Origin of the sequence: Flavobacterium nitrogenifigens (genome assembly GCF_003254565.1) — a bacterium.
Taxonomy (GTDB): Bacteria; Bacteroidota; Bacteroidia; order Flavobacteriales; family Flavobacteriaceae; genus Flavobacterium; species Flavobacterium nitrogenifigens.
Genome location: NZ_QJRI01000182.1, coordinates 309,339 through 334,306, shown reverse-complemented (window position 1 = coordinate 334,306; position 24,968 = coordinate 309,339). Strand labels below are relative to the sequence as shown.

The 24,968-nt window shown below is 33.1% G+C and carries 27 protein-coding genes and 1 tRNA gene; 17 read left to right on the top strand and 11 right to left on the bottom strand.

The features are described from left to right. Window positions 1-6: 6 nt before the first annotated feature. The 3 genes from DM397_RS23200 to DM397_RS23190 form a co-directional block, all read right to left on the bottom strand. Window positions 7-618 (bottom strand): porin family protein, encoded by a 612-nt coding sequence (locus tag DM397_RS23200; protein ID WP_111380126.1) that lies wholly within the window; start codon window positions 616-618, stop codon window positions 7-9. Window positions 619-755: 137 nt separating this feature from the next. Then, window positions 756-1,334 (bottom strand): porin family protein, encoded by a 579-nt coding sequence (locus DM397_RS23195; protein WP_111380124.1) that lies wholly within the window; start codon window positions 1,332-1,334, stop codon window positions 756-758. A 198-nt stretch (window positions 1,335-1,532) separates the two neighbouring features. Next, window positions 1,533-2,042 carry a porin family protein gene (locus tag DM397_RS23190; RefSeq protein ID WP_111380122.1) on the bottom strand — a complete coding sequence of 170 codons (510 nt, stop codon included), beginning with the start codon at window positions 2,040-2,042 and terminating at the stop codon, window positions 1,533-1,535. Window positions 2,043-2,332: 290 nt separating this feature from the next. Here DM397_RS23190 and DM397_RS23185 point away from each other — a divergent pair, with 290 nt between their 5' ends. The 3 genes from DM397_RS23185 to DM397_RS23175 all read left to right on the top strand — a co-directional run bounded on the left by DM397_RS23185 (window position 2,333) and on the right by DM397_RS23175 (window position 6,045). Next, the gene (locus DM397_RS23185) at window positions 2,333-2,890 is read left to right on the top strand and encodes a porin family protein (protein WP_111380120.1); all 558 of its coding nucleotides are present in this window, start codon (window positions 2,333-2,335) and stop codon (window positions 2,888-2,890) included. A gap of 125 nt (window positions 2,891-3,015) precedes the next feature. Beyond that, window positions 3,016-3,429: a type II 3-dehydroquinate dehydratase gene (gene aroQ, locus DM397_RS23180; protein ID WP_066035150.1), complete on the top strand. Its 414-nt coding sequence runs from the start codon at window positions 3,016-3,018 to the stop codon at window positions 3,427-3,429. A 126-nt stretch (window positions 3,430-3,555) separates the two neighbouring features. Further along, window positions 3,556-6,045: a DUF5686 and carboxypeptidase regulatory-like domain-containing protein gene (locus tag DM397_RS23175; RefSeq protein ID WP_111380119.1), complete on the top strand. Its 2,490-nt coding sequence runs from the start codon at window positions 3,556-3,558 to the stop codon at window positions 6,043-6,045. 160 nt (window positions 6,046-6,205) lie between these two features. Here the strand turns inward: DM397_RS23175 and DM397_RS23170 are convergent, their stop codons facing one another. The 4 genes from DM397_RS23170 to DM397_RS23155 all read right to left on the bottom strand — a co-directional run bounded on the left by DM397_RS23170 (window position 6,206) and on the right by DM397_RS23155 (window position 9,656). Then, a complete protein-coding gene (locus tag DM397_RS23170) occupies window positions 6,206-7,081 on the bottom strand; it encodes a cation diffusion facilitator family transporter (protein WP_111380117.1) in 876 nt (291 codons plus the stop codon). A gap of 147 nt (window positions 7,082-7,228) precedes the next feature. After that, window positions 7,229-8,542: a UDP-N-acetylglucosamine 1-carboxyvinyltransferase gene (gene murA / locus DM397_RS23165; protein WP_026727609.1), complete on the bottom strand. Its 1,314-nt coding sequence runs from the start codon at window positions 8,540-8,542 to the stop codon at window positions 7,229-7,231. Between the two features lie 87 nt (window positions 8,543-8,629). Further along, entirely contained in the window at window positions 8,630-9,355 is a 726-nt protein-coding gene (locus DM397_RS23160) for a DUF4290 domain-containing protein (RefSeq protein ID WP_111380115.1), read from the bottom strand. A 4-nt stretch (window positions 9,356-9,359) separates the two neighbouring features. Next, window positions 9,360-9,656 (bottom strand): DUF493 family protein, encoded by a 297-nt coding sequence (locus tag DM397_RS23155; protein WP_111285800.1) that lies wholly within the window; start codon window positions 9,654-9,656, stop codon window positions 9,360-9,362. Window positions 9,657-9,908: 252 nt separating this feature from the next. On the opposite strand from DM397_RS23155, the gene DM397_RS23150 reads away from it, so the two are divergent. The 7 genes from DM397_RS23150 to DM397_RS23120 all read left to right on the top strand — a co-directional run bounded on the left by DM397_RS23150 (window position 9,909) and on the right by DM397_RS23120 (window position 16,600). After that, window positions 9,909-10,820, top strand: coding sequence for an alpha/beta hydrolase family protein (locus DM397_RS23150; protein ID WP_111380113.1), 912 nt, complete (start codon window positions 9,909-9,911; stop codon window positions 10,818-10,820). 52 nt (window positions 10,821-10,872) lie between these two features. Next, window positions 10,873-11,544 carry a hypothetical protein gene (locus DM397_RS23145; RefSeq protein ID WP_111380112.1) on the top strand — a complete coding sequence of 224 codons (672 nt, stop codon included), beginning with the start codon at window positions 10,873-10,875 and terminating at the stop codon, window positions 11,542-11,544. 472 nt (window positions 11,545-12,016) lie between these two features. After that, a complete protein-coding gene (locus DM397_RS23140; protein WP_111380110.1) occupies window positions 12,017-12,550 on the top strand; it encodes an AAA family ATPase in 534 nt (177 codons plus the stop codon). Window positions 12,551-12,615: 65 nt separating this feature from the next. Next, window positions 12,616-14,511, top strand: coding sequence for a RecQ family ATP-dependent DNA helicase (locus DM397_RS23135; RefSeq protein ID WP_111380109.1), 1,896 nt, complete (start codon window positions 12,616-12,618; stop codon window positions 14,509-14,511). Beyond that, window positions 14,511-15,458, top strand: coding sequence for a methionyl-tRNA formyltransferase (gene fmt, locus DM397_RS23130; RefSeq protein WP_111380107.1), 948 nt, complete (start codon window positions 14,511-14,513; stop codon window positions 15,456-15,458). The genes DM397_RS23135 and fmt overlap by 1 nt, the downstream gene beginning before the upstream one ends. 180 nt (window positions 15,459-15,638) lie before the next feature. Continuing rightward, window positions 15,639-15,911, top strand: a complete 273-nt coding sequence (locus DM397_RS23125) for an HU family DNA-binding protein (protein WP_008464760.1) — start codon at window positions 15,639-15,641, stop codon at window positions 15,909-15,911. A 128-nt stretch (window positions 15,912-16,039) separates the two neighbouring features. After that, a complete protein-coding gene (locus tag DM397_RS23120) occupies window positions 16,040-16,600 on the top strand; it encodes a YqgE/AlgH family protein (protein WP_008464759.1) in 561 nt (186 codons plus the stop codon). Here the strand turns inward: DM397_RS23120 and DM397_RS23115 are convergent. Further along, window positions 16,597-17,433, bottom strand: a complete 837-nt coding sequence (locus DM397_RS23115) for an aminotransferase class IV (RefSeq protein WP_111380106.1) — start codon at window positions 17,431-17,433, stop codon at window positions 16,597-16,599. The genes DM397_RS23120 and DM397_RS23115 overlap by 4 nt on opposite strands. A gap of 54 nt (window positions 17,434-17,487) precedes the next feature. After that, window positions 17,488-17,880, bottom strand: coding sequence for an START-like domain-containing protein (locus DM397_RS23110; protein ID WP_111285785.1), 393 nt, complete (start codon window positions 17,878-17,880; stop codon window positions 17,488-17,490). Window positions 17,881-18,030: 150 nt separating this feature from the next. Here DM397_RS23110 and DM397_RS23105 point away from each other — a divergent pair. The 7 genes from DM397_RS23105 (at window position 18,031) to DM397_RS23075 (ending at window position 21,942) form a co-directional block, all read left to right on the top strand. Continuing rightward, window positions 18,031-18,104 (top strand) — tRNA-Met (locus DM397_RS23105). Window positions 18,105-18,167: 63 nt separating this feature from the next. Beyond that, window positions 18,168-18,425, top strand: coding sequence for a GIY-YIG nuclease family protein (locus tag DM397_RS23100; protein WP_111380104.1), 258 nt, complete (start codon window positions 18,168-18,170; stop codon window positions 18,423-18,425). 290 nt (window positions 18,426-18,715) lie between these two features. Next, a complete protein-coding gene (locus DM397_RS23095; protein WP_111380103.1) occupies window positions 18,716-19,123 on the top strand; it encodes an ACT domain-containing protein in 408 nt (135 codons plus the stop codon). Between the two features lie 74 nt (window positions 19,124-19,197). Further along, window positions 19,198-19,455 carry a hypothetical protein gene (locus DM397_RS23090; RefSeq protein WP_111380101.1) on the top strand — a complete coding sequence of 86 codons (258 nt, stop codon included), beginning with the start codon at window positions 19,198-19,200 and terminating at the stop codon, window positions 19,453-19,455. Between the two features lie 190 nt (window positions 19,456-19,645). Further along, entirely contained in the window at window positions 19,646-20,014 is a 369-nt protein-coding gene (locus DM397_RS23085) for a hypothetical protein (RefSeq protein WP_111380100.1), read from the top strand. A 20-nt stretch (window positions 20,015-20,034) separates the two neighbouring features. Next, a complete protein-coding gene (locus tag DM397_RS23080) occupies window positions 20,035-21,453 on the top strand; it encodes an aminotransferase-like domain-containing protein (RefSeq protein WP_111380098.1) in 1,419 nt (472 codons plus the stop codon). A gap of 6 nt (window positions 21,454-21,459) precedes the next feature. Beyond that, window positions 21,460-21,942, top strand: coding sequence for a GNAT family N-acetyltransferase (locus DM397_RS23075; protein WP_111380096.1), 483 nt, complete (start codon window positions 21,460-21,462; stop codon window positions 21,940-21,942). Between the two features lie 61 nt (window positions 21,943-22,003). Here the strand turns inward: DM397_RS23075 and DM397_RS23070 are convergent, their stop codons facing one another. Continuing rightward, window positions 22,004-24,124 (bottom strand): cation:proton antiporter, encoded by a 2,121-nt coding sequence (locus DM397_RS23070; protein WP_111380095.1) that lies wholly within the window; start codon window positions 24,122-24,124, stop codon window positions 22,004-22,006. Between the two features lie 3 nt (window positions 24,125-24,127). Further along, complete coding sequence (locus DM397_RS23065; RefSeq protein WP_111380309.1) at window positions 24,128-24,700, bottom strand: hypothetical protein; 573 nt, start codon at window positions 24,698-24,700, stop codon at window positions 24,128-24,130. Window positions 24,701-24,968 lie beyond the last annotated feature (268 nt).

Here is a 24,968-nt window from a genome sequence, read left to right as displayed (position 1 = left end):
TATAAATTAAAACTTGTATCCTACCGATAGTGAAAATACACCATTATGAATTTTTGAATCATCACCAGCTTCCGTTTTAGCTATATTTGCTAAACCTAAATTATATCTCGCACTAGCAAATATATTTTCGGTAAACTCATATCCCGCTCCAAAATTCAATCCAAAATCAATTGATTCAAAATTATCTTTAATATCTTCTTTATTATCAATATTAAGCTCATCTATCTTTACTCTCGCTTTTGCTGAAGTCAGAAACCCAATTTGCGGACCAGCTTCAATAAAAAACTGTTCTGTTGCAAAGTATTTAAACATAACGGGCACATTGATATAATCTAAGTTAAAACATGTTTTTGCTTCGTATCCATTTACTTCAAGATCATCAAATCTGGTACCTTGTGTAGAGTACAAAAGCTCAGGTTGCAATGCAAATTTCTCAGAAAATTTTATTTCAACGAAACCACCTGCATGAAATCCAAATTTTGATTTCAAATCCATTCCGTCTGTATCACCCGACAAATTTGACAAATTCAAACCACCTTTAACTCCATACTTAACTTCTTGTGCATTTGCAAATCCAAATGCCATAACTGCAATCGCAGATAAAATAACGTTTTTCATTCTTTGTTTTTGGTTAAAATTAATTGAGCCAAATATAAAAATTTACTTATGAAAAACTAACTAAAATTTTAACACTATAAACATCTAAACAAAAAAACCTTCCGTTATCCGGAAGGTTCTTTAAATATTTTAATTTCTTAATTAAATTTATATGCTGCTGTTATAGCAAAAACACTGTTTTTTGGGCTATCGTAATACTCGTCCCAAGTATCTGCATCATTATCTGCAATATTAGATAAACCTACAGTATAACGAGCTCCAACTGAAAAATTATCTGTAAAGTTGTATCCAACGCCAAAATTAAATCCAGTATCAACAGATTTAAAACCGTCTTTAACATCTTCTCCTTCGGTTTTCGCAGAAACTAAAAACCCTAATTGTGGTCCAGCTTCAACGGTAAATTGTTTAGTAACGTAAAATTTAGCTAAAACAGGAACATTAATATAGTTTAATTTAGTATCAAAATCTCTATTACCAAATTCAAGTTTAGCACCTTGAGTAGAAAACAAAAGCTCTGGCTGAATAGACAATCTCTCGATAACTTTAATTTCAGCAAAACCTCCTACTTGAAAACCAACTAAAGAGTTCGCATCATAATAGTTACCACCAGCAAAACTTGTTATATTAAGGCCTCCTTTTATTCCAAATCTTGTTTCCTGAGCATTTGTGAATGCAAAAGCCATAATTGCAATGGCAGATAAAATAATTTTTTTCATTCTAATTTGTTTTGGGTTAAATTAATGAGTCAAATATAAAAATATTCTTCATAAATGTATATTAGGAATTTAACAAATTAAATGGTAACTAACCAATTGTCAAGACAACATGAATTGGCTAGAAATTTAAGATTAAGTAAAAAACAAAAGCCTTTCCATTTCTGGAAAGGCTATCAAAGAACACTATTAACTAAATATTTAGAAGTGTAATGCGAAACCAATGTTGAATTGGAAAACACTCTTATAATAATCATCATTTAAAGATATATTATAACGAATTCCTGGTTCAACTGAAACATTTTTCCCAACAAACCAAGCGTAACCTCCTTGTAAACCTACGTATGAAGGATTCTCATCTGCATTTTTTGTACTTGCTCCTGTATAAGAAGCTTCTAAAGGAAATTTATCAAGTAAATAATATTTTGCACCTACTTTGTAAGCAAAAGAATTTTGGCTATGACCAAGATCGTTATATCCCAATCCTGCCTTAACAGCCAAATTATCCATTACAAAGTAACCAGCTTCAGCACCAATCCCCCAAGTTGTTTCCCCATCTTCTGATGACAATTGAAAACTGGTATTACCAACATTAACGGCACCAAAGCCAGTATTAGCCTCAATTAACCATTTTCCTTTTGCTGTTTGTTCTTGCGCATTTGCAAAACCAAATCCCATTACTGCAATAGCAGCCAAAACAATTTTTTTCATAATTTTTAAAATATTATTTGATTAATATTCAACAAAACTAAGATTAGACTTACAAAATGTAGTCCGCAATAAGTTTAAAAAGTATTAAAATAGGGTAAAAATGAAATCGATATAGACCAATTGAAAATCAAAGCATTGAAAGAACAAAAGGCATTTTTCAGACGCTAAAAATCATTTTGAGTGGGAATTTTAGTAATTATTTAATCCAAATTATAATGCAATAAAATGCTAAATATGTAGTTTTGAACTTTAAATAACATTTTAAAATACCAATTTTTAAAAACCTTTTTATGAAGAAAATACTTTTAGCAGCTTTTATGTTCATTGCAACATCAGCTGCAGTACAAGCACAATTACTAAAAATCGGGGTAAAAGCAGGGGTTAACTTTGCTAGCCAAACTGGAGACTTTCCAGACCAAATTAATAAAGATGGAATTACTAGTTACCATGCTGGTTTGGTGGCTGAAGTAAAATTATTAGACAAATTCTCTATTCAACCAGAGCTTTTATACTCTACTGTTGGTGCATCTTATAAATTTAGTGAAGTAAGTGAAGATGTAAAAAACGAACTAGGATATATTTCTATACCAGTAATGGCTAAATTCTATTTAAACAATACTTTTAGCTTAGAAGTTGGTCCACAGGCTTCTTTCTTAGTTAGTGAAAGAAATGATTTTGATGTTAAGAATGGTGAAACTTTTGAATTTGGTCTTAATGCAGGACTAGGAGTTAAACTTACTGAAAGTATCTTTTTACAAGGTCGTTATGGCTTAGGTTTAACTGAAGCATCTAAAAATGCAGATATTAAAAACTCAGTATTCCAGATTTCAGCTGGATTCATGTTCTAAAAATATATCACATACTTTTATAAAAACCGCTCTATTTATTAGTGCGGTTTTTTTTATTTTTACAAAGTTCAATGACAATTGCAAAAATTAATAGCAATGTCAATATCTCAAAACAAAAAATACATATGAAAATCTGCATTATCAACGGACCCAATTTAAACCTTTTAGGAAAACGCGAACCAGAAGTTTACGGAAGCCAGACTTTTGAAGATTATTTTGAAACGTTGAAACAAAAATTCCCAAATATTGAACTTTCTTATTATCAAAGTAATATTGAAGGAGAACTGATAGGTAAAATTCAGGAAGTTGGTTTTTCATTTGATGGAATTATTCTGAATGCTGGAGCTTATACGCACACTTCTATAGGTTTGGGTGACGCCATGAAAGCGGTTACTACACCAGTAATTGAGGTTCACATTTCAAATACTTACGCTCGTGAGAGCTTTAGACATCAATCGTATTTATCCGGAAATGCAAAAGGCGTTATTTTAGGTTTTGGGTTAAAAAGTTACGAATTGGCAATCCAATCTTTTTTATAGTATAGTGTTATCCTGAGCAAAGACTTCAACTTCACTTAGGATGACAACCTCTCTCATTCAATTTAACAAATTATTAATAAGCTCAGATTTAACTTATTATATTTTTGTAAGACAACCAAAACCTGTATGAGAAACTATACTTTACTTGCCTTTTTATTTTTTTCGCTTTCCAATTTTGCTCAAATCAGAGGAACTGTAACAGATGACAAAGGAAATCCGTTGCCTTTTGTATCCGTTTTTGAAGAAAACACTTATTCGGGAACCACTACAAACGAACAGGGAAAATATCAGCTTAATGTAAAAGAAATTGGAGGAAACGTCATCACTTTTCAATATTTAGGTTATAAAACTAAAAAAATAACGGTTCTTGCCGCAACAAGAATCGTCAATATGGATGTTAGCCTTCAGGAAGAAAGTTTTGCATTAAATGAAGTTATCATTGATCCTAAAAACAATCCTGCTAATGCTATCATAAAAAGTGCGATAGCTCATAAAAAAGAAAACTCAGATAAAACTAGACGTTACACAGCCGATTTTTATTCTAAAGGAATGTTTAAAGTCAAAGATCTCCCTAAAAAGATCTTGGGCAAAAAAGTAGATTTAGGCGATGATATGGGTTCAAATTTGGATTCAACAGGAACAGGAATTTTGTATTTATCTGAAACTATTTCGAAAGTCACTTTTGAAAAACCTGATAAACTAAAAGAGAAAATCATTGCTTCTAAAATTTCAGGAAACAATCGCGGTTATAGCTATAACACAGCTGCTTTATCGACTTATGATTTTTATGACAATACTTTAGATTTTGATGTAAAACTCATCTCTCCTATAGCCGATAATGCTTTCAATTATTACAAATACAAGCTGGAAAGCACATTTTATGACGACAATAACCAGCAGATTAATAAAATCAAAGTTATCCCAAAACGTGATAAAGAACCAGTTTTTGAAGGTTACATTTATATTGTAGATGACAGTTTTGCGATTTACGCCATTGATCTCGACATCAAAGGGTATCGAATGAAAAATGAGTTTACAGAAGTGATGACTCTAAAACAAAGTTTTAGCTATAATAGCAAAAATAAAATCTGGTCTAAGAATGCACAAACACTTTCTTTTAATGCAGGTATTTTTGGAATAAAGTTTTCTGGCAATTTCAATTATGTATATTCCAATTATGAATTTCCTGATTCTTTTGACAAGAAAACTTTCGGAAATGAAATTGTTGCTTTTGAACTTAATGCCAACAAAAAAGATGATGCTTTCTGGAATGAAATTCGTCCAATTCCTTTAACCATTGAAGAAAGCAGTGATTATGCAAAAAAAGATAGCTTGCAAATCATTAGAAAATCAAAAAAATACACCGATTCTATTGACGCCAAAAACAATAAGTTTAAGGTTTGGGATATTTTAATGGGCTATGATTACAAAAACACTTTTAAGAAATATTCTTTTGATTATAAAGGTCTATTAAATATTACTTCTCTAAGCTTTAATACCGTACAGGGTTTTAATCTAGATTCAGGCTTTTCTTTTAGAAAATGGGATGAAGAAAAAGGAACGAACACTTCTATAAGCACTACTTTTAATTATGGCTTTTCTGATGAACGTTTTCGTGCAATTGGTGAATTTAGCCATCGTTTCAATACAATAAATTATGCCTCAATTTGGGGTTCTGGCGGAGTAAAAACAGCTCAATTTAATAGCGCTGAACCAATTAGTAAGTTTATAAATTCTATAAGTTCTTTATTTTTTAAAGATAATTACATGAAGCTTTATAACTTAGAATTTGCTGAAATCAATTACGGACAAGATATTGCAAATGGAATAAATCTTACCGGAAAAGTTGGTTACGAACAGCGTAAACCGCTTTTCAACACAACCGATTATTCTTTCTTTAAAAAAGATGATATTTATTCGTCTAATAATCCTTTAGCGCCAAACGATTTTACAACTCCAGCATTTGATCAGCATCATTTGTTTAAAGCTCTCGTGACAACTAGAATCAATTTCGGCAGTAAATACATCTCAAGGCCAGACGGAAGATTCAATATTAAAAACGACAAATATCCCACAGTTTATCTAGCATTTGAAAAAGCTTTCGCGGCAAGCGAAAAAAAATATGAATACGAAAGAATTGGCGCTTCCGTCCAATACGATTTATCACTTGGAAATAAAGGTCTTTTAGGAACCAATTTTAGAGGAGGAAAATTCTTTAATGCTGAGAACATTTCGTTTATCGATTATAGACATTTTAATGGAAATCAAACTCATGTTGGAACAAGTGAACGCTATTTGAATGTTTTTAACATGATGCCTTATTATTCTAACAGCACAAACGATAGTTATTTTGAAATGCATACTGAATATAATGACACTGGTTTTATCATGAATAAAATTCCGTTGTTGAATCTTTTGAAATCCACTATGAATGTTGGTTTTCACGCTTTAGCAATTCCAGACAGAAAGCCATATTCTGAATTTACGGTTGGGTTAGATAATTTAGGTTTCGGAAAATTCAAACTATTCCGAATAGATTATGCGCATTCTTATCAAGGCGGCATTCAGCAAAACGGAGTTGTTTTTGGATTGAAAATCTTAAATGCGTTGGATTAAAGATGCTAAGACGCTAAGGTTCTAAGATGCTAAGTTTTTTTCTTTGTCAAAGTTTAAAACTTTGACAAAGATTAAATTAAAACCTTTAAACAATTTTTATTTTTTTTAATCTTCTTGAAATAAAAAACTTAGAATCTTAGCACCTCAGAACCTTTGCACCTTAAGAATAATCATCTGGTTCAACATGTATTAAAACATGCCCAAGTTCTGGAATTTCTTTTCTTAAAGTATCTTTTAACAAGTGTGCCAAATCATGACCTTCTTTAACAGAAATCTTTGCAGAAACAATAGCATGCAGATCAACATGATATTTCATTCCTGCTTTACGGATAAAACATTTTTCTGTTCCAAGAATTCCTGGAACCAATAAAGATTTTACACGAATTTCTTCAACTAAATCTTCATGAAGGTTTTCGTCCATGATTTCACCTAGCGCAGGCCTAAATATTTTGTAGCTATTATAAAGGATAAAAAAAGCCGCAAAAAGTGCTGCCCAATCATCCGCAGATTCATAGCCTTTACCCATAATTAAGGCAATTGAAATTCCGATAAAAGCTGCTACAGAAGTTATTGCATCGCTTCTATGATGCCAAGCATCGGCTGCTAAAGAAGTACTATTGGTTTGTTTGCTTCTCTTCATCACCAAACGAAAAGAGTATTCCTTCCAAATAATAATGGCACCTAAAACATACAAAGTCCAAGATTTAGGCAAATCGTGCGAAGTGCCAATATTAGCGATACTTTCGTAACCAATAATAGTTGCCGAAGTAATCAAAAAACCTACAACCAAAAACGTAATTAATGGTTCTGCACGGCCATGGCCATACGGGTGGTTTTCGTCTGCTGGTTTATTTGAATATTTGATTCCAAACAGAACTAAAAATGATGAAAATATATCTGTCGTTGATTCAATTGCGTCTGCAATTAAGGCATAAGAATTGCCAAAAAAACCTGCAAGACCTTTTATCAGGGCCAAGCAGGTGTTTCCTATTATACTAAAAATAGTAGCTTTTACAGCTTTTTGTTCGTTTGTCATTTAGACTATTTTTTTTCGCCACGAATTCACGAATTAAACAAAATTTAGAATTTATCTTATTTCTCTAATTTTTAAAATGAAATTCGTTTAATTTGACTTTAAAAATTTTGAATTAGTTTAATTCGTGAATTCGTGGCAAATATTTTTTTAAGCTCTCACGATTTTTGCGCCGATTGCTCTCAAACGCTCATCGATACGTTCATATCCACGATCGATTTGCTCGATATTTTGGATTGTGCTTGTTCCTTTTGCAGAAAGAGCAGCAATCAATAATGAAATTCCCGCACGAATATCAGGAGAAGACATTGTAGTTGCTTTCAATTGAGATTCGAAATTATGCCCCATAACCACAGCTCTGTGCGGATCACATAACATAATTTTTGCTCCCATATCGATTAATTTGTCCACGAAGAACAAACGGCTTTCGAACATTTTTTGGTGAATTAAAACATCTCCTTTAGCTTGGGTTGCTACAACCAAAACGATACTTAATAAGTCAGGTGTAAATCCTGGCCATGGTGCATCGGCAATAGTTAAGATAGAACCGTCAATATCTGTTTTTACTTCATATCCATCTTTGTGAGCTGGAATATAAATATCATCATTACGTTTTTCAACTGTAATTCCAAGTTTTCTAAAAGTATTCGGAATCAAACCTAAGTTTTCCCAGCTTACATTTTTGATAGTGATTTCGCTTTTTGTCATAGCCGCAAGACCAATCCAAGAACCGATTTCGATCATATCAGGAAGAATTCTGTGCTCGCAACCTCCAAGGCTTTCAACACCTTCAATAGTCAATAAGTTAGAACCAACTCCTGTGATTTTAGCTCCCATAGAGTTAAGCATTTTACACAATTGCTGTAAGTAAGGCTCACAAGCAGCGTTGTAAACTGTAGTTGTTCCTTTTGCTAAAACCGCTGCCATTACAATGTTTGCAGTTCCAGTTACAGAAGCTTCATCTAGAAGCATATCTGTTCCTTTAAGACCTTCTTCAGGAGTTTCTACTCCATAAAAATGATCTTCTCTATTATATCTAAATTTTGCTCCAAGGTTAATAAAACCTTCAAAGTGTGTATCTAATCTACGACGACCGATTTTATCTCCTCCTGGTTTTGGAATATATCCTTTTCCGAAACGAGCCAAAAGCGGACCAACAATCATAATAGAACCACGAAGCGCTCCACCTTCTTTTTTGAAAGCTTCAGTTTCTAAATATCCAACATTAACTTCGTCAGCTTGAAAAGTAATCGAACCTGGTTCGTTACGTTGAATTTTCACCCCTAAATTCCCCAACAAAGTGATTAATTTATTGATGTCTATAATATCAGGAATGTTATTAATTTTTACTTTCTCTCCTGTTAGAAGCACGGCACATAAAATTTGTAATGCCTCATTCTTTGCTCCTTGCGGAGTGATTTCTCCTTTTAAAGGAGTTCCTCCTTCGATTTTAAAAATTCCCATAGATTTTTGTTAAGGTTCTAAGGTTCTTAGATTCTAAGGTTCTGAGCTAAAATCTTAGCATCTTAGAAACTTAGCATCTTAGCCACTTTATTTTTGATTATTGTTTTTTTGAAAATTCTTTTTTTGTCCGCCCTTATTGTTGTTATTCTTGTTGTTCTGAGCTTTTGGCTGTGTTCCAGAAGCTGTTTTGTTCGACATGCGTTTGTTTGTACGCATTAAATCTGTCGTGTTTAACAACTCTTCTGTGCTGTGCAGTAGGTTTATTTTTCCTCCAGAAAGTTCATATAAATGCTCAAAAATAACATCGTCTTTTACTGTGTCTTTGTTCCAGCTCAAAAACGACTTTTTCATATGGTTTGCAATTACCATTACCAAAGCATTTTTCATCTCGCCTTCTTCCCATTTATTAGCAACTTCTATCATATACTTGATATTGTTACCATAAAATCTATATTTTGGGAAGTTTTGAGGATACTGCAATATCTCTGGTTTTAGCTGCAAGACATCTCTTGACGGAATCGGGTATGGCGATTCAACATTAAGTTTAAAATCAGACATGATAAAAAGCTGATCCCAAAGTTTATGCTGAAAATCTGGCACATCACGCAAATGCGGATTTAGGCTTCCCATAACCTGAATGATGTATTTTGCGGCTTTATTGCGCGTTTCATCATCTTCGATTGCAGTTGCCTGATCAATCAGTTTTTGCAAGTGACGACCATATTCTGGGATAATCAGACGTTGTCTTTCAGAATTGTATTCTAAATTATATACAACGTCGCTTGCGGCTTCTCTTTTATATTTTTCGATCATAAGTTTATAATGAAACTATACCTTCTATTGTAGAAACTTCTTTGTATTTACTGATCACATCATCTGAGCTGTGCATCGTAACATCTACAGAAACACTGGTAAATTTACCTGTTTTAGATTTTGTTGTTTTAATAACCGCTCCCATTCTATCAAAAGCTTTTTCAACACGCTCTACATTATCACCTACAGAAGGCACAATAAATTTATACAAATATTCTGCTGGCCAAGTGTTTGCGTTATCAAGTTCTACTTTTAATCTTTCGTAAAATTCGGCGGTGTTTTTTTCTTTATCGTTCTCCATTCGTAATTAAAAATAAACGCAAATATACGTTTTTGATTTCAGATTTCAGATTTTAGATTTTAGATTTTTTGACCCTAAAAATGAGGCTGTTTTTTTGCCACAAATTACACTAATTAACACAAATTATTAAATCCTAAAATTCAATTTCCCTAATTTTAATTAACTTGGCAAATCAAAAAATAAAAATTAGCGAAAATTCGTGGCAAAAAAACTTTGCGACTTCGCGACTTTGCGAGATTAAAACACATTACAATGAAAAAAATCCTTTTACTTTTTATCGCTCTTACATTCAACAATATTGAAGCACAAGAAGTTAAAACACTGACTTATTTTCAAAATGACACTTTAAAACTGGATTTAGATTTATATCTGCCAAAGAAAAAAGCTGGGGAGAAAATCCCTTTAATTATGTTTGCTTTTGGTGGCGGTTTTTCGGGCGGAGAACGAACAAATGAAAAAGATTTTGGAAAATTCATGGCAAAAAATGGTTATGCAGTTGCGAGCATTTCATATAGTTTATACATGAAAGGAAAAGATTTTGGCTGTAAAGGAACTTTGACCGAAAAAATAAAAGCGATTCAAATTGGCGTGAGCGACATGTGGCAAGCAACAGCCTTCATGATTGAGAATGTAGACAAATACAATCTTGATACTTCAAAAATCTTTATTTCAGGAATTAGTGCAGGTGCCGAAATTGGTTTCCACGCTTCATTTTGGGATTATAAATTAATGAATTTATACAAAAGCAATCTCCCAGAAAACTTTAAATACAAAGGTTTTATTGGTGGTTCTGGAGCAATTCAGGATATTAATTTGATTACGAAAGAAAAAGCGATTCCGATGTTATTGGCACATGGAAATAATGATGATACAGTTCCTTATGCAGCAGGTTCGCACCGTTCTTGTCCGACAAATGCTTCTGGCTGGCTGATTCTTTTTGGCTCTTATGCCGTTTACAATCAAATGACTGATTTACATAAAGACATCGAACTGATTACTTTCTGCGGCGGTGGACATGAATTTTCGGGTTATCTTTTTCACCAAGGACAGCAATATGTTTTGGATTTTGTAAATGATGTTTTGAATGGCAAAAAGTTCCAATCGCATTTAATTGTTCCTTCTAAAAACGGAAAAAGCTCTGGGAAGTATTTGTTTTGTGAGTAATCCAAAAAAAGAAAGACAATTACTACCTTAAAAAATATTTTATTGTATAAAAATGGAAGTAAAGAAATCAGACATTCAAAAATTAGTTAAAGTAAAAAAAGTCGATTCATTTTGGAATCATTTGGTATGTAGTTTTAAAAAAGATTACAAAATATATGGAGAGGTTCAAAAAAACAAAATCAAAATTTGGGAAATGTCGTCTTTTACAGGAATATTTTATCCCGTTTATACTTTTGAATTTAATTCTGAAAATGACCTTGTAAAGACAAAAGATCAATTAAATTCCTTTGCCAGATTTTTTCAATTTCTATTTCCTTTATCTTTCTTTTTTCCTTTATTATCAAATGCTTTTACAGACTTTACAATTAAGCGTTTTTTAGCCAATATTGCAGCTTTCCTATTTTTAACTTTTGCTTGTCATTTACTGAGTAGAAAAATATATCGATTTGAAAAGAAAGAACAATTAAATAGTTTTTATAAAAAAATCGGCTTCACAGTAGAAGAAAAAACGTGTGACAAAATAGATGGAAAATCAGAAAATGAATGGAGCAGCAGTAAAATATTAACCCGATTATTTACATATCCATTTTGTTTAGCTTTAATATTATTTGGTATATTCGGCATGATTCCCGATGGAAATTTTTTTATTGCTATCCCTATGTTAGCAATCGTTGGAGTTTACTTGTACTCTGATTTAACTATGATATTCAGACCAAACAAATAACAACTATTATGTTTGGCTAAAGCCGAAATTCTAAATTTCAAAAATCCCGTTGGTTAAAACCAACGGCAATTCACATAAAAACTGCTCCAGCGGAGCAAAATATTTATAGCAAATACAATTTCTCACACATCAAAAAGCTCCAGTGGAGCGACATATAAATCACTCTAAATGTGTCGCTCCGCTGGAGCTTTATATTAATAACGCATAATTTTTCTATAAATATTTCGTCCCGCTGGGACTTTCTTTTTGTGAAAGCTTATATTTTTTTCAAATAATTCCAAAAACAAAACCATTTCTCCTTTTTAACCCTGATGGAAGTGGAAATCCTTTTGCTTTTTTCTTTAAAAAGCAAAAGATTGCAGCGGACAGCAGGAAACCATGCCAACTAAAAATGCCAAATCTTTCGTTTCTGATAAATATTCTTTTTAATTATAAATAAGTTTAGGTAAATTTGCGCTTTATTTTTAGAATAGTGCAAAAAGAAATTATAGTCTTGCTTGGCGGACCTGGTACTGGAAAATCAACACTTATTAACGAATTGGTAGCTCGTGGCTTTTGCTGCTATCCTGAAATTTCAAGACAGGTTACCATGAAAGCGCAACAACAAGGCATTGAACAGTTGTTTCTGGAACAACCGCTTTTGTTTAGCGAAATGTTATTGGAAGGTCGTATTGAACAATATAAAAATGCTCTTGAAGAACCTGACAATGTGGTTTTTATTGACCGAGGAATTCCAGATGTGGTAGCTTATATGGATTACATTGGCGATGAATATCCAGAGAATTTCGTTAAAGCGTGCGAAGATTATAAATATTCTAAAACTTTTATTTTACCGCCTTGGGAAGAAATTTACCAAAGTGATTCTGAACGTTATGAAAATTTTGATCAGGCTGTAAAAATCCAGGAGCACCTTGTTGAAACTTACAAAAAATATGGTTACGAACTTATTGAAGTTCCTAAAGATACAGTTGAAAACAGAATTCTTTATATCTTAGACAAAATTTAGCAGTATGGTTTAAAGTTGCAAAACTAGAAACTGTTTTCTAAATTTTTAACTTTAAAACCAAGGCAATGCTCGGAGCGCAGGATATTCTTCTAAAATACTGGAAACACGACAGTTTTAGACCGTTGCAAAAAGAAATTATTGATTCTGTTCTTGAAGGACAGGATACTTTTGCCGTACTTCCTACGGGCGGCGGAAAATCAATTTGTTTTCAGGTTCCCGCCATGATGCAGGAAGGAATCTGTCTTGTTATTTCTCCTTTGATTGCTTTAATGAAAGATCAGGTAGCGAATCTGCAGAAAAGGGATATAAAAGCGATTGCGCTTACGGGCGGAATTCACACTGAAGAATTGATTGATCTTCTTGATAATTGCCAGTACGGAAACTATAAATTTCTCTACTTATCTCCAGAGCGTTTGCAATCGGATTGGATTCTGGAGCGAATTAAAAATTTACCCATCAATTTAATTGCTATTGACGAGGCACATTGTGTTTCGCAATGGGGTCATGATTTTAGACCCGCCTATCTTAAAATTTCGGAACTGAAAAAATTCTTTCCTAAAATTCCGTTTTTGGCTTTGACAGCGACGGCAACTCCAAGAGTTATTGAAGATATCAGAACACAGTTAGAATTAAAAAATCCAAAACATTTTCAGCAGTCGTTTGAGCGAAAAAATATCGCTTACATGGTTTTTGAAGTTGAAGACAAATTATATCGAACTGAACAAATTCTTAAAAAGAATCCGCAACCTTCTATTATATATGTGCGAAATCGCAAAGCATGCCTAAACATGTCTTCACAATTGCAATCGTTAGGTTTTACGGCAACATATTATCATGGCGGACTTTCGGCAAAAGAGAAGGACAAAAACATGCAGTTATGGATGTCACAACAAGCTCAGGTTATTGTGGCAACAAATGCTTTTGGAATGGGAATTGACAAAGACAATGTCAAAACCGTTATTCATACACAGCTTCCAGAAAACATAGAAAACTATTATCAAGAATCTGGCAGAGCGGGACGAAATGGCGAAAAAGCTTTTTCGGTTTTGCTTTACAATAATTCAGATATGATTCAGACCGAACAGCAGTTTATAAATATTCTTCCCGACAAGAAGTTTTTAAAAGCAATGTACATCAAACTCTGTAATTATTTTCAGATTGCATACGGCGAAGGTTTAGATGAATCTTTTTCGTTTAAACTGAATCACTTTTGCAATAAATACGACTTCCCTACTCTTAAAACATACAATTCTTTACAATTTTTAAATCAGCAGGGAATTATTACGATGTCTCAAGAATTCTCAGAAAAAATTAGCGCTCAATTTTTAATAGAATCTAAAGAAGTCATTCGATACATAAGTTTGAATCCGAATGATGAAGAGATTATTCTGGCGATTTTGAGAACTTATCCTGGAATCTATGACGTAAAATCTAATCTGAATCTTGGTTTAATTGCTAAAAAATCGCATCACTCAGAAGAGCAAGTCACCGCTCTTTTAGAAAAATTAAGAGAAAAAGAAATTATAGAATACAAATCTAAAAACAACGACGCTACTATACTATTTAATGAAATCCGCGAGGACGATCTTACTATAAATAGAGTTTCGAAATATTTAGAGAAACAAAACGAGGTTAAAAAAGAACAGCTCCTATCGGTTCTTCATTATATAAAAGACAACAAAACCTGCAAAAACAGATTGGTTTTGAATTATTTTGGAGAAGAAACAACCGAAAATTGTGGCATTTGTTCGTACTGCATTACACAAAAAGGAAAAATTACAGAAGCCGATTCGATTGCTGACAAGATTTTGTCTCTGCTTAGAACAGCTTCTCTGACTTCGAGAGAAATTGAAAACCAGATCAAAATGGATACAAAAGACATTCTGTTGGTTCTTCAGGAATTGCTCGAAAACAACCATATCATCATACAAGCGAATAATAAATACACTTTAAAATCATAATGGAGAAATTGAGAATTATATTTATGGGAACGCCAGAATTTGCCGTTGGCATTTTGGATACCATTATCAAAAATAACTACGAAGTTGTTGGCGTAATTACTGCGGCAGACAAACCGGCAGGACGCGGACAAAAAATAAAATATTCGGCTGTAAAAGAATATGCTCTTGCTAATAATCTTACTCTATTACAGCCTACCAATTTAAAAGACGAAAATTTCTTAGCAGAATTAAAAGCGCTAAATGCTAATTTACAAATCGTAGTTGCCTTTAGAATGTTGCCTAAAATAGTGTGGGAAATGCCAAGTTTAGGAACTTTTAATCTTCATGCTTCGTTACTTCCAAACTACCGTGGTGCTGCTCCTATTAACTGGGCCATTATTAACGGAGAAACTAAAACCGGAGTTACTACTTTCTTTATTGATGATAAAATTGATACTGGCGCAATGATTTTAAATTCTGAAATCAACATTGAGCCAGAAGAAACAGCAGGACAATTACATGATCGTTTGATGCACTTAGGAAGCACAACTGTAATTGACACTTTAAAAGTTATTGAAAACGGAAATGTTACCACAACAATTCAAGAAGATAACGACGATATCAAAACAGCTTACAAGTTAAACAAGGAGAACTGCAAAATTGACTGGACAAAATCTGGAGCAGAAATCAATAATCTGATTCGGGGTTTAAGTCCGTATCCTGCTTCTTGGTGTTATTTAAAAGATCAAAACGAAGAATTGAACATCAAAATTTATGAAGCAAAACTAATCTCAGAATCACATTCTTACGAGATTGGAAAGCTTATTAGCAGTAAAAAAGAAATTAAGATCGCAATAAAAGGCGGCTTTATTCAGTTATTAAGTTTACAATTTCCAGGAAAAAAGAGAATGCTTGCTTCAGAATTATTAAATGGAGTGAGTTTTTCAGAAGCTGCAAAAGTGTATTAACGTCAGTAAAACAGGGGTTTGTACTTGTTTTTTATCGATAAACAACACTCTTTATGAACAAAAAAAGCAAGTTATCAACAATTTTTGCTAAAAATAAAGAAAACACTTGCACGCAACGGATTTCCTACTAAATTTGTGTATTAACAATTTTTTTTAACCAACAATTAATAACTAATTATTATGAACAAATCAGAATTAATCGATGCTATCGCTGCTGATGCAGGAATTACAAAAGCTGCGGCTAAATTAGCTTTGGAGTCTTTTTTAGGTAATGTAGGAACTACTTTGAAAAAAGGTGGAAGAGTTTCATTAGTAGGTTTCGGATCATGGTCAGTATCTTCAAGAGCTGCTAGAGACGGTAGAAACCCTCAAACAGGAAAAACTATCAAAATCGCAGCTAAAAACGTTGTAAAATTTAAAGCTGGTGCTGAATTAGAAGGTGCAGTGAACTAAGTAAGAAAGTTCTCTAAACTTATAATATAATTAAAACCTTCCATCTGGAAGGTTTTTTTATGCGGTTTAACGATTTTATTTGGGATTTTAATTTTTTTATGACTAAATTTAATAAAAATTGTAACCGTATGATTTCAGAAAAATTAAAAAAAGGACACCTGCTTATTGCCGAGCCTTCAATAATTGGAGATTTATCTTTTAACAGATCGGTAATTTTATTAGCAGACCATAACAAGGAAGGATCAATAGGTTTTATAATTAACAAGCCATTAAAATATACTATTAATGACTTGATCCCTGAGATTGATGCTAACTTTAAGATATATAACGGCGGCCCTGTAGAACAAGACAACCTTTATTTTATTCACAATATTCCTGAGTTAATCCCAAACAGTGTGGAAATTTCAAATGGAATTTATTGGGGAGGCGATTTCGAGTCCACTAAGGACCTAATAAACAACGGATCTATTAGTAAAAACAACATTCGTTTTTTCTTAGGCTATACCGGTTGGGAAGAAAATCAGCTTGAGAATGAGATGCAAGGAAACTCATGGATCATTGCTGATAATAATTACAAAAATAAAATTATCGGAAAATCTACTACTCACTTTTGGAAAGAGCAGATTATTGAGCTTGGCGGCGATTATCTTATTTGGTCTAATGCACCTGAAAATCCATATCTGAATTAATTTTCAGAGATGGATTCATTTAGTCGCTGCACTAATAAATGAGCCAGATTTGTTGCGAACTCCTTTTTTCGATATTTAGTTATCGGTTGTATTCCCGTGATTACATTGGTCAGAAATAATTCATCAGCTTTTTGAAGATCAAACGGCGAAATTACTTCTTCTACAACCTCTATGCCTTCTACTTTTTTAGCTAGGGCTAAAATTTGTTTACGCATAATACCGTTTAAAGCACCTTCAGAAACTGGAGGTGTAATAAGCTTATTACCCATTACCATAAAAATATTCCCTTGAAGCGCTTCTACAACATTTTTACTATCATTCAGTAAAATGCAATTGGCGAGGTCATTTTCGTTTGCATAAATACTTCCCGTAATATTAATCATCTTATTAGTCGTTTTAAGAGACGACAATAATTGTTTTGTTACATAGAAGTCTTTATACAAATCTACTTCGTACTCGTTTGTATTTATAGAGTAAGCTTTGTTTCCAAGAGAAATGGCGTTGATTAAGAATGAAATATCATTGCTTTTTGGAAGATACAAACCGCCATCATTTCTAAAAACGGTGATTCTTGCACGTGCCGAAGCTGTGATTCCTTGTTCATTTACGAGATTAAGAATCTGCTCTTCAAAATATTCCATTGTAAAATCCATAGGAATCATCATTCTAACTACACGCATTGAAGCCATTAGTCTAAAATAATGATCCTCAAGAAACAAGATTTTTCCGTTGACAATTTTTACTGTTTCGAATATTCCGTCACCATACAAAAAAGCGCGGTTAAGAGTTAGTATATTATCTTCCTGCCCTATGTTTCCGTTAAAATTAATCATAAAAAAACCCTGAATTTTGTTCAGGGCAAATATAAGGTATAAAATAGACTTTTACTAAACAGATCCTATAAGATGTTTTAGATCTGAGATTTGGTTCTCCCACAATTGTTTAGCTTCGCCTAATTCTTCTTTATCGGCAAAATCTACTACCATAAGCGATACATCTTTAGTCAATTCATCAACTAAAATATGTAGTTCAAAAAAGTACTCAGTATCCTTACTGCTTTCGTCAACCCATTTAAATTTTACTTTTTCGCCAGATTTTTTTGAAGCCAAGCGCGCTTTTTCCTGCGAATCATTCCAGATGAAAGTAAAAAATTCACCTCTCGAATTAACATTGTCAGCAAACCATTCTTGTAAACCTGACGGAGTTGATATATATTGATACAATAATTGTGGCGAAGAATTGATCGGAAACTCGATTTCGTAACGTATTTTTGAATCCATGTGCTACTTTAATTTTTTTCGAAATATAAGAATATATGTCCAAAAACAATGCATTTTTAAAAATATTTTTTTTTCTTCATTTTATGCTTGTATGCTTTAATAATATTTATATCTTTGCACCCGCAATCAGGAATTCATGATAGCAGTCCAGGCGAGGTAGCTCAGTTGGTTAGAGCGCAGGATTCATAACCCTGAGGTCACGGGTTCAACTCCCGTCCTCGCTACAGGTAAAAACACCACTTTTTTCAAAGTGGTGTTTTTTTTTTACCATTATCATTTTAAAAGTTATGGAAGAATTTGTGGTTTATATACTTTATTCTAAAAAATTCAACAAGAACTATACTGGATTCACTTCCAACTTGATAGAAAGATTTAAGTCTCATAATATTATGGCAAAAAAGGGGTTCACTATCAAATTTAGACCTTGGGAAGTAATTTATGTCGAGTTTTTCAATTCAAAGAGTGATGCTATGAAAAGGGAAAAATTTTTAAAAACAGGAATTGGCCGAGAGTTCATAAAAAAACTGATTCAACAACACACATAGCAGGATTCTTATCCGCCAACGCGGACACGGGTTCAACTCCCGTCCTCGCTACAAGAAGGTAAAACCCTTAAACAGAAATATTTAAGGGTTTTTTGTTATATTTATCTAAACCTCTCTGCACTGAAAGTCCAGAGACTTGTTTCTTGAAAGACTAAAAGTCTCTCAATTTTGACAACTTTAATCAGAACCAAAAGTCGAAGATTAAATTTTTCAGCTTTACTAAAGCACTGCAATAAATTGCAGAGTTTCAAATCAGAATATTAGAACAACAAAAAAACAATCCTACTTATATGGAAGGCGAAATAAATTTGAGCACTATTTTGGAGAATCTTAATCCAGTTCTTAATGACGGAAAATATGTTTTTACAAAAGTAGATTCACTAGATCATATTCCTTTTTCAAAAATTTTGTTTCTATTTAAAGAAAAAGAAGGAATCACTGTAGTATTAGAAAAACGCTTTGCAGAAGAACTTAATCTTAAATTCTCATACATTGCTTCGTGGATTACTCTCGAAGTTCATTCTTCTTTGGCTGCTGTAGGTTTAACTGCGGCATTTTCTCAAGCTTTAGGAAATGCTAATATCAGCTGCAATGTAGTTGCGGCATATTTACACGACCATATATTTGTTGATGAAAAGGACGCTTTTAAAGCAATGGATGTATTGTTGAAATTAAAACAAGAAAATAAAAATTCTTAGTAATTAAAAAATCAAAAAATATCTACAATAACTCCCATTAAAATAGTTATTTTGCAAAGGTAATTTTGTAATATATGGACATAGTAAAATTTAAGATCACATCTAAAACAATTAAAGTAGAAGTACGTAATTCTAACAATTATGTTTTTAATTTCAACACTGCTTTGGATATTGCCAAAGAAGACAAAGATGTTTTATTAAAATTGTACAATGCCTTAGATCTTCTTTTTAAAAAAGAACAAGTTGCCGAAAACAAAAACTACATTTCGCCAAATCAAACTAATATATTAGATCAAATCTCTGCTGCAGATTTGGAAAAAGAAAACCAATAAGCATTTTCTTTTTCCTTTCAACATAATAAAAAGCATACAAAAGTCCTTGAATAAAAAATTCAAGGACTTTCTTTTTATAATTATTTCCTCCTCTTCTCAAAAAACCGTAATTTTATCTGTATCCATAAAAAAATCATTTTCTGTATCTGTACCCAAATCTGCAATAGCAATAATTTTGCTAAAAAAAGATATGGAATCTAAAGCAGTTACTCAGAAAAAAATAAATTTTAGAGAAGTTTATGTATTTGATATGGAAGTTTTGCAAAACATCTTCATTCAAAATATGCGTGAGAAAGCGGAAGACAAAATGCTTTTTGGAATCCCTTTTCTTCTCTGCGAAAAAAACAATAAAATAAATTCGTTTGCCAGTTTAATTTTAAATCAAAACAACGAAATAGAATTTAGAATTTATGATGACGGCAGTTTAACAAATGAAGATAAAGCACTATTTAATGATTATATCAAAAATTTCTTGAAGAAGAAAAATAGCGCCAATTTCAATAATGCCGCACAACTCAGACAAAGCACAGATCAGTTTATTCACTATCTGTCTTTTTAAACGCTTAAGAAAAAGCAAAAATGAAAAATCGAGAAACATTATACTTAAAACTTGCCAAAATCATTGAAGATCAGATTCACAATGAGACTTTAACACTTGGCGACAAATTGCCTTCGGTACGAAGTGCACAAAAATTGTATAATGTAAGTTTGAACACTATTAAACAGGCTTATCTAGAATTAGAAAGCCGTTCGCTTATAGAATCACGTCCAAAAACGGGATATTATGTGAGTAAAAGTTCGCAACGTACAACAGCACTTCCAACAATTGCAAGTATAGACAATAAGGAGACAAAAAATACTCCCGAAGAGCTTATTGATAAAGTTTTTGGCACCATCACCCAAGTCGACGTAACCCAATTTGCACTTGGTATACCTGGAAAGAATTTCCTGCCTATTGCAAAACTGAATAAAGGAATCATCAATGCTGTTCGCAACAGAGACGACGCAGGAACTGCTTATGAGCCAGTTCAAGGACCCGAAAATCTTCGTCGTGCTATTGCAAAATGGGCACTAGTGATGGAAGGAAAAATTACCGAAGATGATATTGTCATTACTTCTGGTGCGATGCATGCAATTTACAACGCACTTATGGCAGTGACATCTCCTGGTGACAGTGTTGCAGTAGAAAGCCCGGCTTATTTTGGAATACTTCAGGCAATAAAAGAATTAGGTCTAAAAGCAGTCGAAATTCCGACACATCCTTTGTTCGGATTAGACCTTGAAGCTTTGAAAAAAGTTCTTCCCGAAATTAAAGCCTGCTGTTTTATTACCAATTTCAATAATCCAATGGGATTTCAAATGCCTGACGAAAATAAAAAAGAGTTGGTTAAACTGATCACGCAATATAACGTTCCACTGATTGAAGATGATATTTATGGTAATGTTTACTTTGGCGCAGAACGTCCGAAACCTTGCAAATTTTATGATGAAGCCGGTTTAGTTTTATGGCTCGGATCGGTTTCAAAAACACTTGCGCCTGGATATCGAGTTGGGTGGATTGCTCCGGGAAAATTTAAGGATAAAATTATTCGTCAGAAATTGGTTCAGACAGTTTGCAATTCTTCATTGTATTCAGATGTTATTACAGATTTCTTAGAACACGGACGTTATGATCATCATTTAAGAACATTCAGAAATAAGCTTTATGCCAATTATCTACAGATGAATCGTGCAGTCGAAACTTACTTTCCAGACAACACCAAAATTGCACAGCCAAAAGGTGGTTTTATGCTATGGCTAGAATTAGACGAAAGAATATCAACAACAGAATTATTCAATACGGCCTTAAATCAGAAAATTAATTTCGCGCCTGGAAGAATTTTTTCGCAATACAATCAATACAACAATTGCATGCGGTTAAATTATGCATTGGAATGGAATGAGCGTGTAGAATCTGATTTAGAAAAATTGGGCAAAATAATAAAAAACAGTATTTAATGCATTATGAAAAATAAAGAGCAAGTAGAAATAGTAACTTATAATCCTGAGTATAAAAAAAGTTTTAAGGATTTAAATATAGAATGGATTTCAAATTATTTTATAGTTGAGCCTAATGATGTAAAAGCGCTAGATCATGCCGAAGAATATATTATAAATAAAGGTGGAGAAATTTTTTCCGCAATTTTAAATGATGAAGTTTTAGGTGTTTGCGCTTTAATTAAAAGTAACGGAAAAGAGTACGATTATGAATTGGCTAAAATGGCTGTAAGTCCAAAAGCGCAAGGAAAAGGCGTTGGGAATTTATTGGCAGAATCGGCTATAAAATGGGCTAAGGAAAAAGGCGCTTCTAAAATTTATCTAGAAAGCAATACAAAACTGAAACCTGCTATTAAATTGTATGAAAAATTAGGTTTTAAAGAAATAACAGGCATTTCGTCGTCCTATGACAGAGTAGACATTCAAATGATGCTTACGCTGAATTCTTAAATATCCCGAGAAAAGAAAACCCCTCAAACTATCTCTGTTTAAGGGGTTTGTTTTTTAATCATTATTTAAAAATATTTCGAATGACTTTACCAATCTCCACAAAATCGTCGTGACTGCTTACGGCTCTTTTCTCTGTGGTATTTACTTCTGTTTTGGTAAAAGGATAAATGAGTATATAATTATTATTGCTCACTCTGTTGTTAAGCAGATCTGGCACATCATGCATTCGTGGCACATATGAATGCATTCCTTTGTCTGCCATCATGATTATCAATCCAACGTCTTGCCCTAGATCAAAAGCAATTTCTTGAGCTTCTTGCCAAGAAGCAATTGTTTCAAATGTAGCTTCAATTGATGCTTTCTTTACAATTCTTTTCAAAATGAGCATGGTTTTGTCTTTTCCGTAGAAACTCATTTTCGCACCAGAATTGCGCCCGATATTCCAGATTCTTAACATCGAATGAAAAAAACCAGCATCCATTTCTGCATTTTCAGGTATCAGTACAGCATATTTTTTAATTGTCGATACAGGCTGAACAGCATGATAAACCATTAGATTTACATTCTTATTCCGAAGATAGCCGTTATACAAATTGTATACAAAAGAGGCAGAAAAACCTTTTCCGCCTTGCAATCCTACAATAAGATCGGTAATTTCTTTTTCTTTAATGACATTACTAATTCCGCTCGCCGTGTCATTATCATGGCGCGTAATCGGATTTAGCGTAACATCTGCCGCCGAAGCTGCTTTAACTGCCGATTCTAGAATTTTTTCGGCATTTTTTACCGACGATTCATTTTCTTCTTCATTAATAACATTTACAGCAAAAATACGATCTGTGTTGGTCGATGTTTTCACCATAAGTCCCAGATTTACCATTTTCTCTACGGTATCTTCATGGTTAAGCGCCAAAAGTATATTCTCTTTTTCTTCACTATTGCCCGATACTTTATTATCCTTATCTGCATCTGCTATTCGCTGGGCAGTTGCCATAGAAACGAAAGAAGAAACCGTACAAGAAATCAAAATCAGAAGTATGCTACCATTTAAAACATGATCGTTTAAAAGTCTTATGGGTTCGCCTGCGTCATTTTCTCCAATAATAATATTGTATCCAACCATAACAGAAGCCAACGTTGCCGCAGCAGAAGCCGAACTCATTCCAAAAATCAGTTTGCCTTCGTCATTTGTAAGTTTAAATGTTTTCTGAGTTAAGATTGCGGCAAAATATTTTCCGCCAATTGAAGCAACGAGCATAATTGCGGCTACCCACAAGGTTTCCCAACTTTGTATAAAAGCACTAAAATCAATAAGCATTCCCACACTTATTAAGAAGAAAGGAATAAAAATGGCATTCCCAACAAACTCTACCCTATTCATTAAAGATGAGGTATGCGGAATCAATCGGTTTAATGCCAGTCCGGCAAAAAAAGCTCCGATTATAGATTCAATTCCAGCAAGTTCGGCTAACAGTGCCGCAAGGTAAATCATTACAATAACAAACAGATATTGCGAAATTTTATCTTCTACATTCTTAAAAAACCAGCGGGCAATTATTGGAAACACTAATAAAACAATCAAAGTAAAAAGAACCATCGAAATGGAAAGTTTCAGCCAAAACGCTGTTCCAACTTCTCCTTGCGACATTCCGACTACAACAGCCAAAACTAGAAGAGAAAGAACATCTGTTATCATGGTTCCGCCTACGGTTATATTTACAGCAAGATTTTTAGCAATTCCTAGACTGCTGACCATCGGATATACAATTAAAGTATGCGATGAAAACAAACTGGCAAAAAGCACCGAAGTCAGCAATGAAAAACCTAAAATATAATAACCTCCAACAAGCCCCAAAACAAAAGGAACAGCAAAGGTGTAAAGAGAAAAGGTAATGCTCTTCCATTTATTTTTTTTGAAATCGGCCATATCAATTTCCAATCCAGCCAAAAACATAATATACAGCAATCCTGTCGTACCCGTCACCACAACACTACTATCTCTTGAAAGCAATCCGAATCCGTTAGGACCAACAACAGCTCCAGCGATAATAAGCCCTAGCAAATGCGGCACTTTAATTTTATTTAATAAAAGAGGAATACACAGGATTATGACAATTTCGATAAGAAATTTTAAAAGCGGATCTTCTATTGGGAGAGTTATATGATGTATACTCAAAAACATAAATTATTTTTTAGATGGCGTAAGTTCGACTGAGAATTTTGCGGTACAATTGTCTTGTCCAGTTACGGTCTGCGTGCCTTTAATGACATTCTTTTTGATATCGTCCAATACGACATTAATTTTAATATTGCTTTTAGCAGAACTTTCTTTGGCTGAATCGAGTACTATTTTATTCACTAAATACTGTCCTCTAAAAACTCTTTTAACCTCATTATTACTCAATACATTGGCATACATTCCTGTAGAATCTGACGCAAAGTCCCAAACTTCTGTACGCTGATCTCCAATAACATAATTGGTGCAATTAGATTCTCTGCAAATCATTTTACTGCTCCATTTAATCTTTAGGCTATCTGGCCAAGTCTTAATTTTAGGCACCGTATCTTTTATTTGAACAGCCAATTGAAGACTGTCTTTCATCTTCAACAATAATTCGTATTCGGCTTCTTTGTCTGCAAATTTCTGTTCGCGTTCCAGAAGTGCGTTTTCTCTTTCTGTAAGTTCTTGTTCTTTTTTGTTATTACAGGAAATTAAAAGAGGAATGAGGATTAAAACTAAAAGTTTTTGCAAAGTCATAACAGTTGAATTTTGTAACCAACAATTTAAGCATAAAAATCGGTTTACAGCTGTAATGCCTCGACAAATAACAATACTTGTATTGCCTTTCATATGCGAATTTGTTTTATAAATAAAAAAAGAAGCGTACAAATTGTAACATTTATTATACAAAAGCGTCAAATCTAAAATTAAATTACGGTTCTTTGTAACTTATTACATTCCTGATAAGATTACTCAATTTCTGAATACAATAATATTGAAACCAATGAGTTTAGAACTAGGAAGC

Coding starts and splice junctions, on each gene's coding strand:
- DM397_RS23195 (WP_111380124.1), bottom strand. CDS start 1,334: ATGAAAAAAATTATTTTATCTGCCATTGCAATTATGGCTTTTGCATTC.
- DM397_RS23150 (WP_111380113.1), top strand. CDS start 9,909: ATGAAAAAAATCCTTTTACTTTTTATCGCTCTTACATTCAACAATATT.
- DM397_RS23070 (WP_111380095.1), bottom strand. CDS start 24,124: ATGTTTTTGAGTATACATCATATAACTCTCCCAATAGAAGATCCGCTT.
- DM397_RS23160 (WP_111380115.1), bottom strand. CDS start 9,355: ATGATCGAAAAATATAAAAGAGAAGCCGCAAGCGACGTTGTATATAAT.
- DM397_RS23090 (WP_111380101.1), top strand. CDS start 19,198: ATGGACATAGTAAAATTTAAGATCACATCTAAAACAATTAAAGTAGAA.
- DM397_RS23155 (WP_111285800.1), bottom strand. CDS start 9,656: ATGGAGAACGATAAAGAAAAAAACACCGCCGAATTTTACGAAAGATTA.
- DM397_RS23135 (WP_111380109.1), top strand. CDS start 12,616: ATGCTCGGAGCGCAGGATATTCTTCTAAAATACTGGAAACACGACAGT.
- DM397_RS23100 (WP_111380104.1), top strand. CDS start 18,168: ATGGAAGAATTTGTGGTTTATATACTTTATTCTAAAAAATTCAACAAG.
- DM397_RS23185 (WP_111380120.1), top strand. CDS start 2,333: ATGAAGAAAATACTTTTAGCAGCTTTTATGTTCATTGCAACATCAGCT.
- DM397_RS23065 (WP_111380309.1), bottom strand. CDS start 24,700: ATGACTTTGCAAAAACTTTTAGTTTTAATCCTCATTCCTCTTTTAATT.
- DM397_RS23110 (WP_111285785.1), bottom strand. CDS start 17,880: ATGGATTCAAAAATACGTTACGAAATCGAGTTTCCGATCAATTCTTCG.
- DM397_RS23085 (WP_111380100.1), top strand. CDS start 19,646: ATGGAATCTAAAGCAGTTACTCAGAAAAAAATAAATTTTAGAGAAGTT.
- aroQ (WP_066035150.1), top strand. CDS start 3,016: ATGAAAATCTGCATTATCAACGGACCCAATTTAAACCTTTTAGGAAAA.
- DM397_RS23075 (WP_111380096.1), top strand. CDS start 21,460: ATGAAAAATAAAGAGCAAGTAGAAATAGTAACTTATAATCCTGAGTAT.
- murA (WP_026727609.1), bottom strand. CDS start 8,542: ATGGGAATTTTTAAAATCGAAGGAGGAACTCCTTTAAAAGGAGAAATC.
- DM397_RS23115 (WP_111380106.1), bottom strand. CDS start 17,433: ATGATTAATTTTAACGGAAACATAGGGCAGGAAGATAATATACTAACT.
- DM397_RS23125 (WP_008464760.1), top strand. CDS start 15,639: ATGAACAAATCAGAATTAATCGATGCTATCGCTGCTGATGCAGGAATT.
- DM397_RS23080 (WP_111380098.1), top strand. CDS start 20,035: ATGAAAAATCGAGAAACATTATACTTAAAACTTGCCAAAATCATTGAA.
- DM397_RS23145 (WP_111380112.1), top strand. CDS start 10,873: ATGGAAGTAAAGAAATCAGACATTCAAAAATTAGTTAAAGTAAAAAAA.
- DM397_RS23190 (WP_111380122.1), bottom strand. CDS start 2,042: ATGAAAAAAATTGTTTTGGCTGCTATTGCAGTAATGGGATTTGGTTTT.
- fmt (WP_111380107.1), top strand. CDS start 14,511: ATGGAGAAATTGAGAATTATATTTATGGGAACGCCAGAATTTGCCGTT.
- DM397_RS23200 (WP_111380126.1), bottom strand. CDS start 618: ATGAAAAACGTTATTTTATCTGCGATTGCAGTTATGGCATTTGGATTT.
- DM397_RS23175 (WP_111380119.1), top strand. CDS start 3,556: ATGAGAAACTATACTTTACTTGCCTTTTTATTTTTTTCGCTTTCCAAT.
- DM397_RS23170 (WP_111380117.1), bottom strand. CDS start 7,081: ATGACAAACGAACAAAAAGCTGTAAAAGCTACTATTTTTAGTATAATA.
- DM397_RS23095 (WP_111380103.1), top strand. CDS start 18,716: ATGGAAGGCGAAATAAATTTGAGCACTATTTTGGAGAATCTTAATCCA.
- DM397_RS23120 (WP_008464759.1), top strand. CDS start 16,040: ATGATTTCAGAAAAATTAAAAAAAGGACACCTGCTTATTGCCGAGCCT.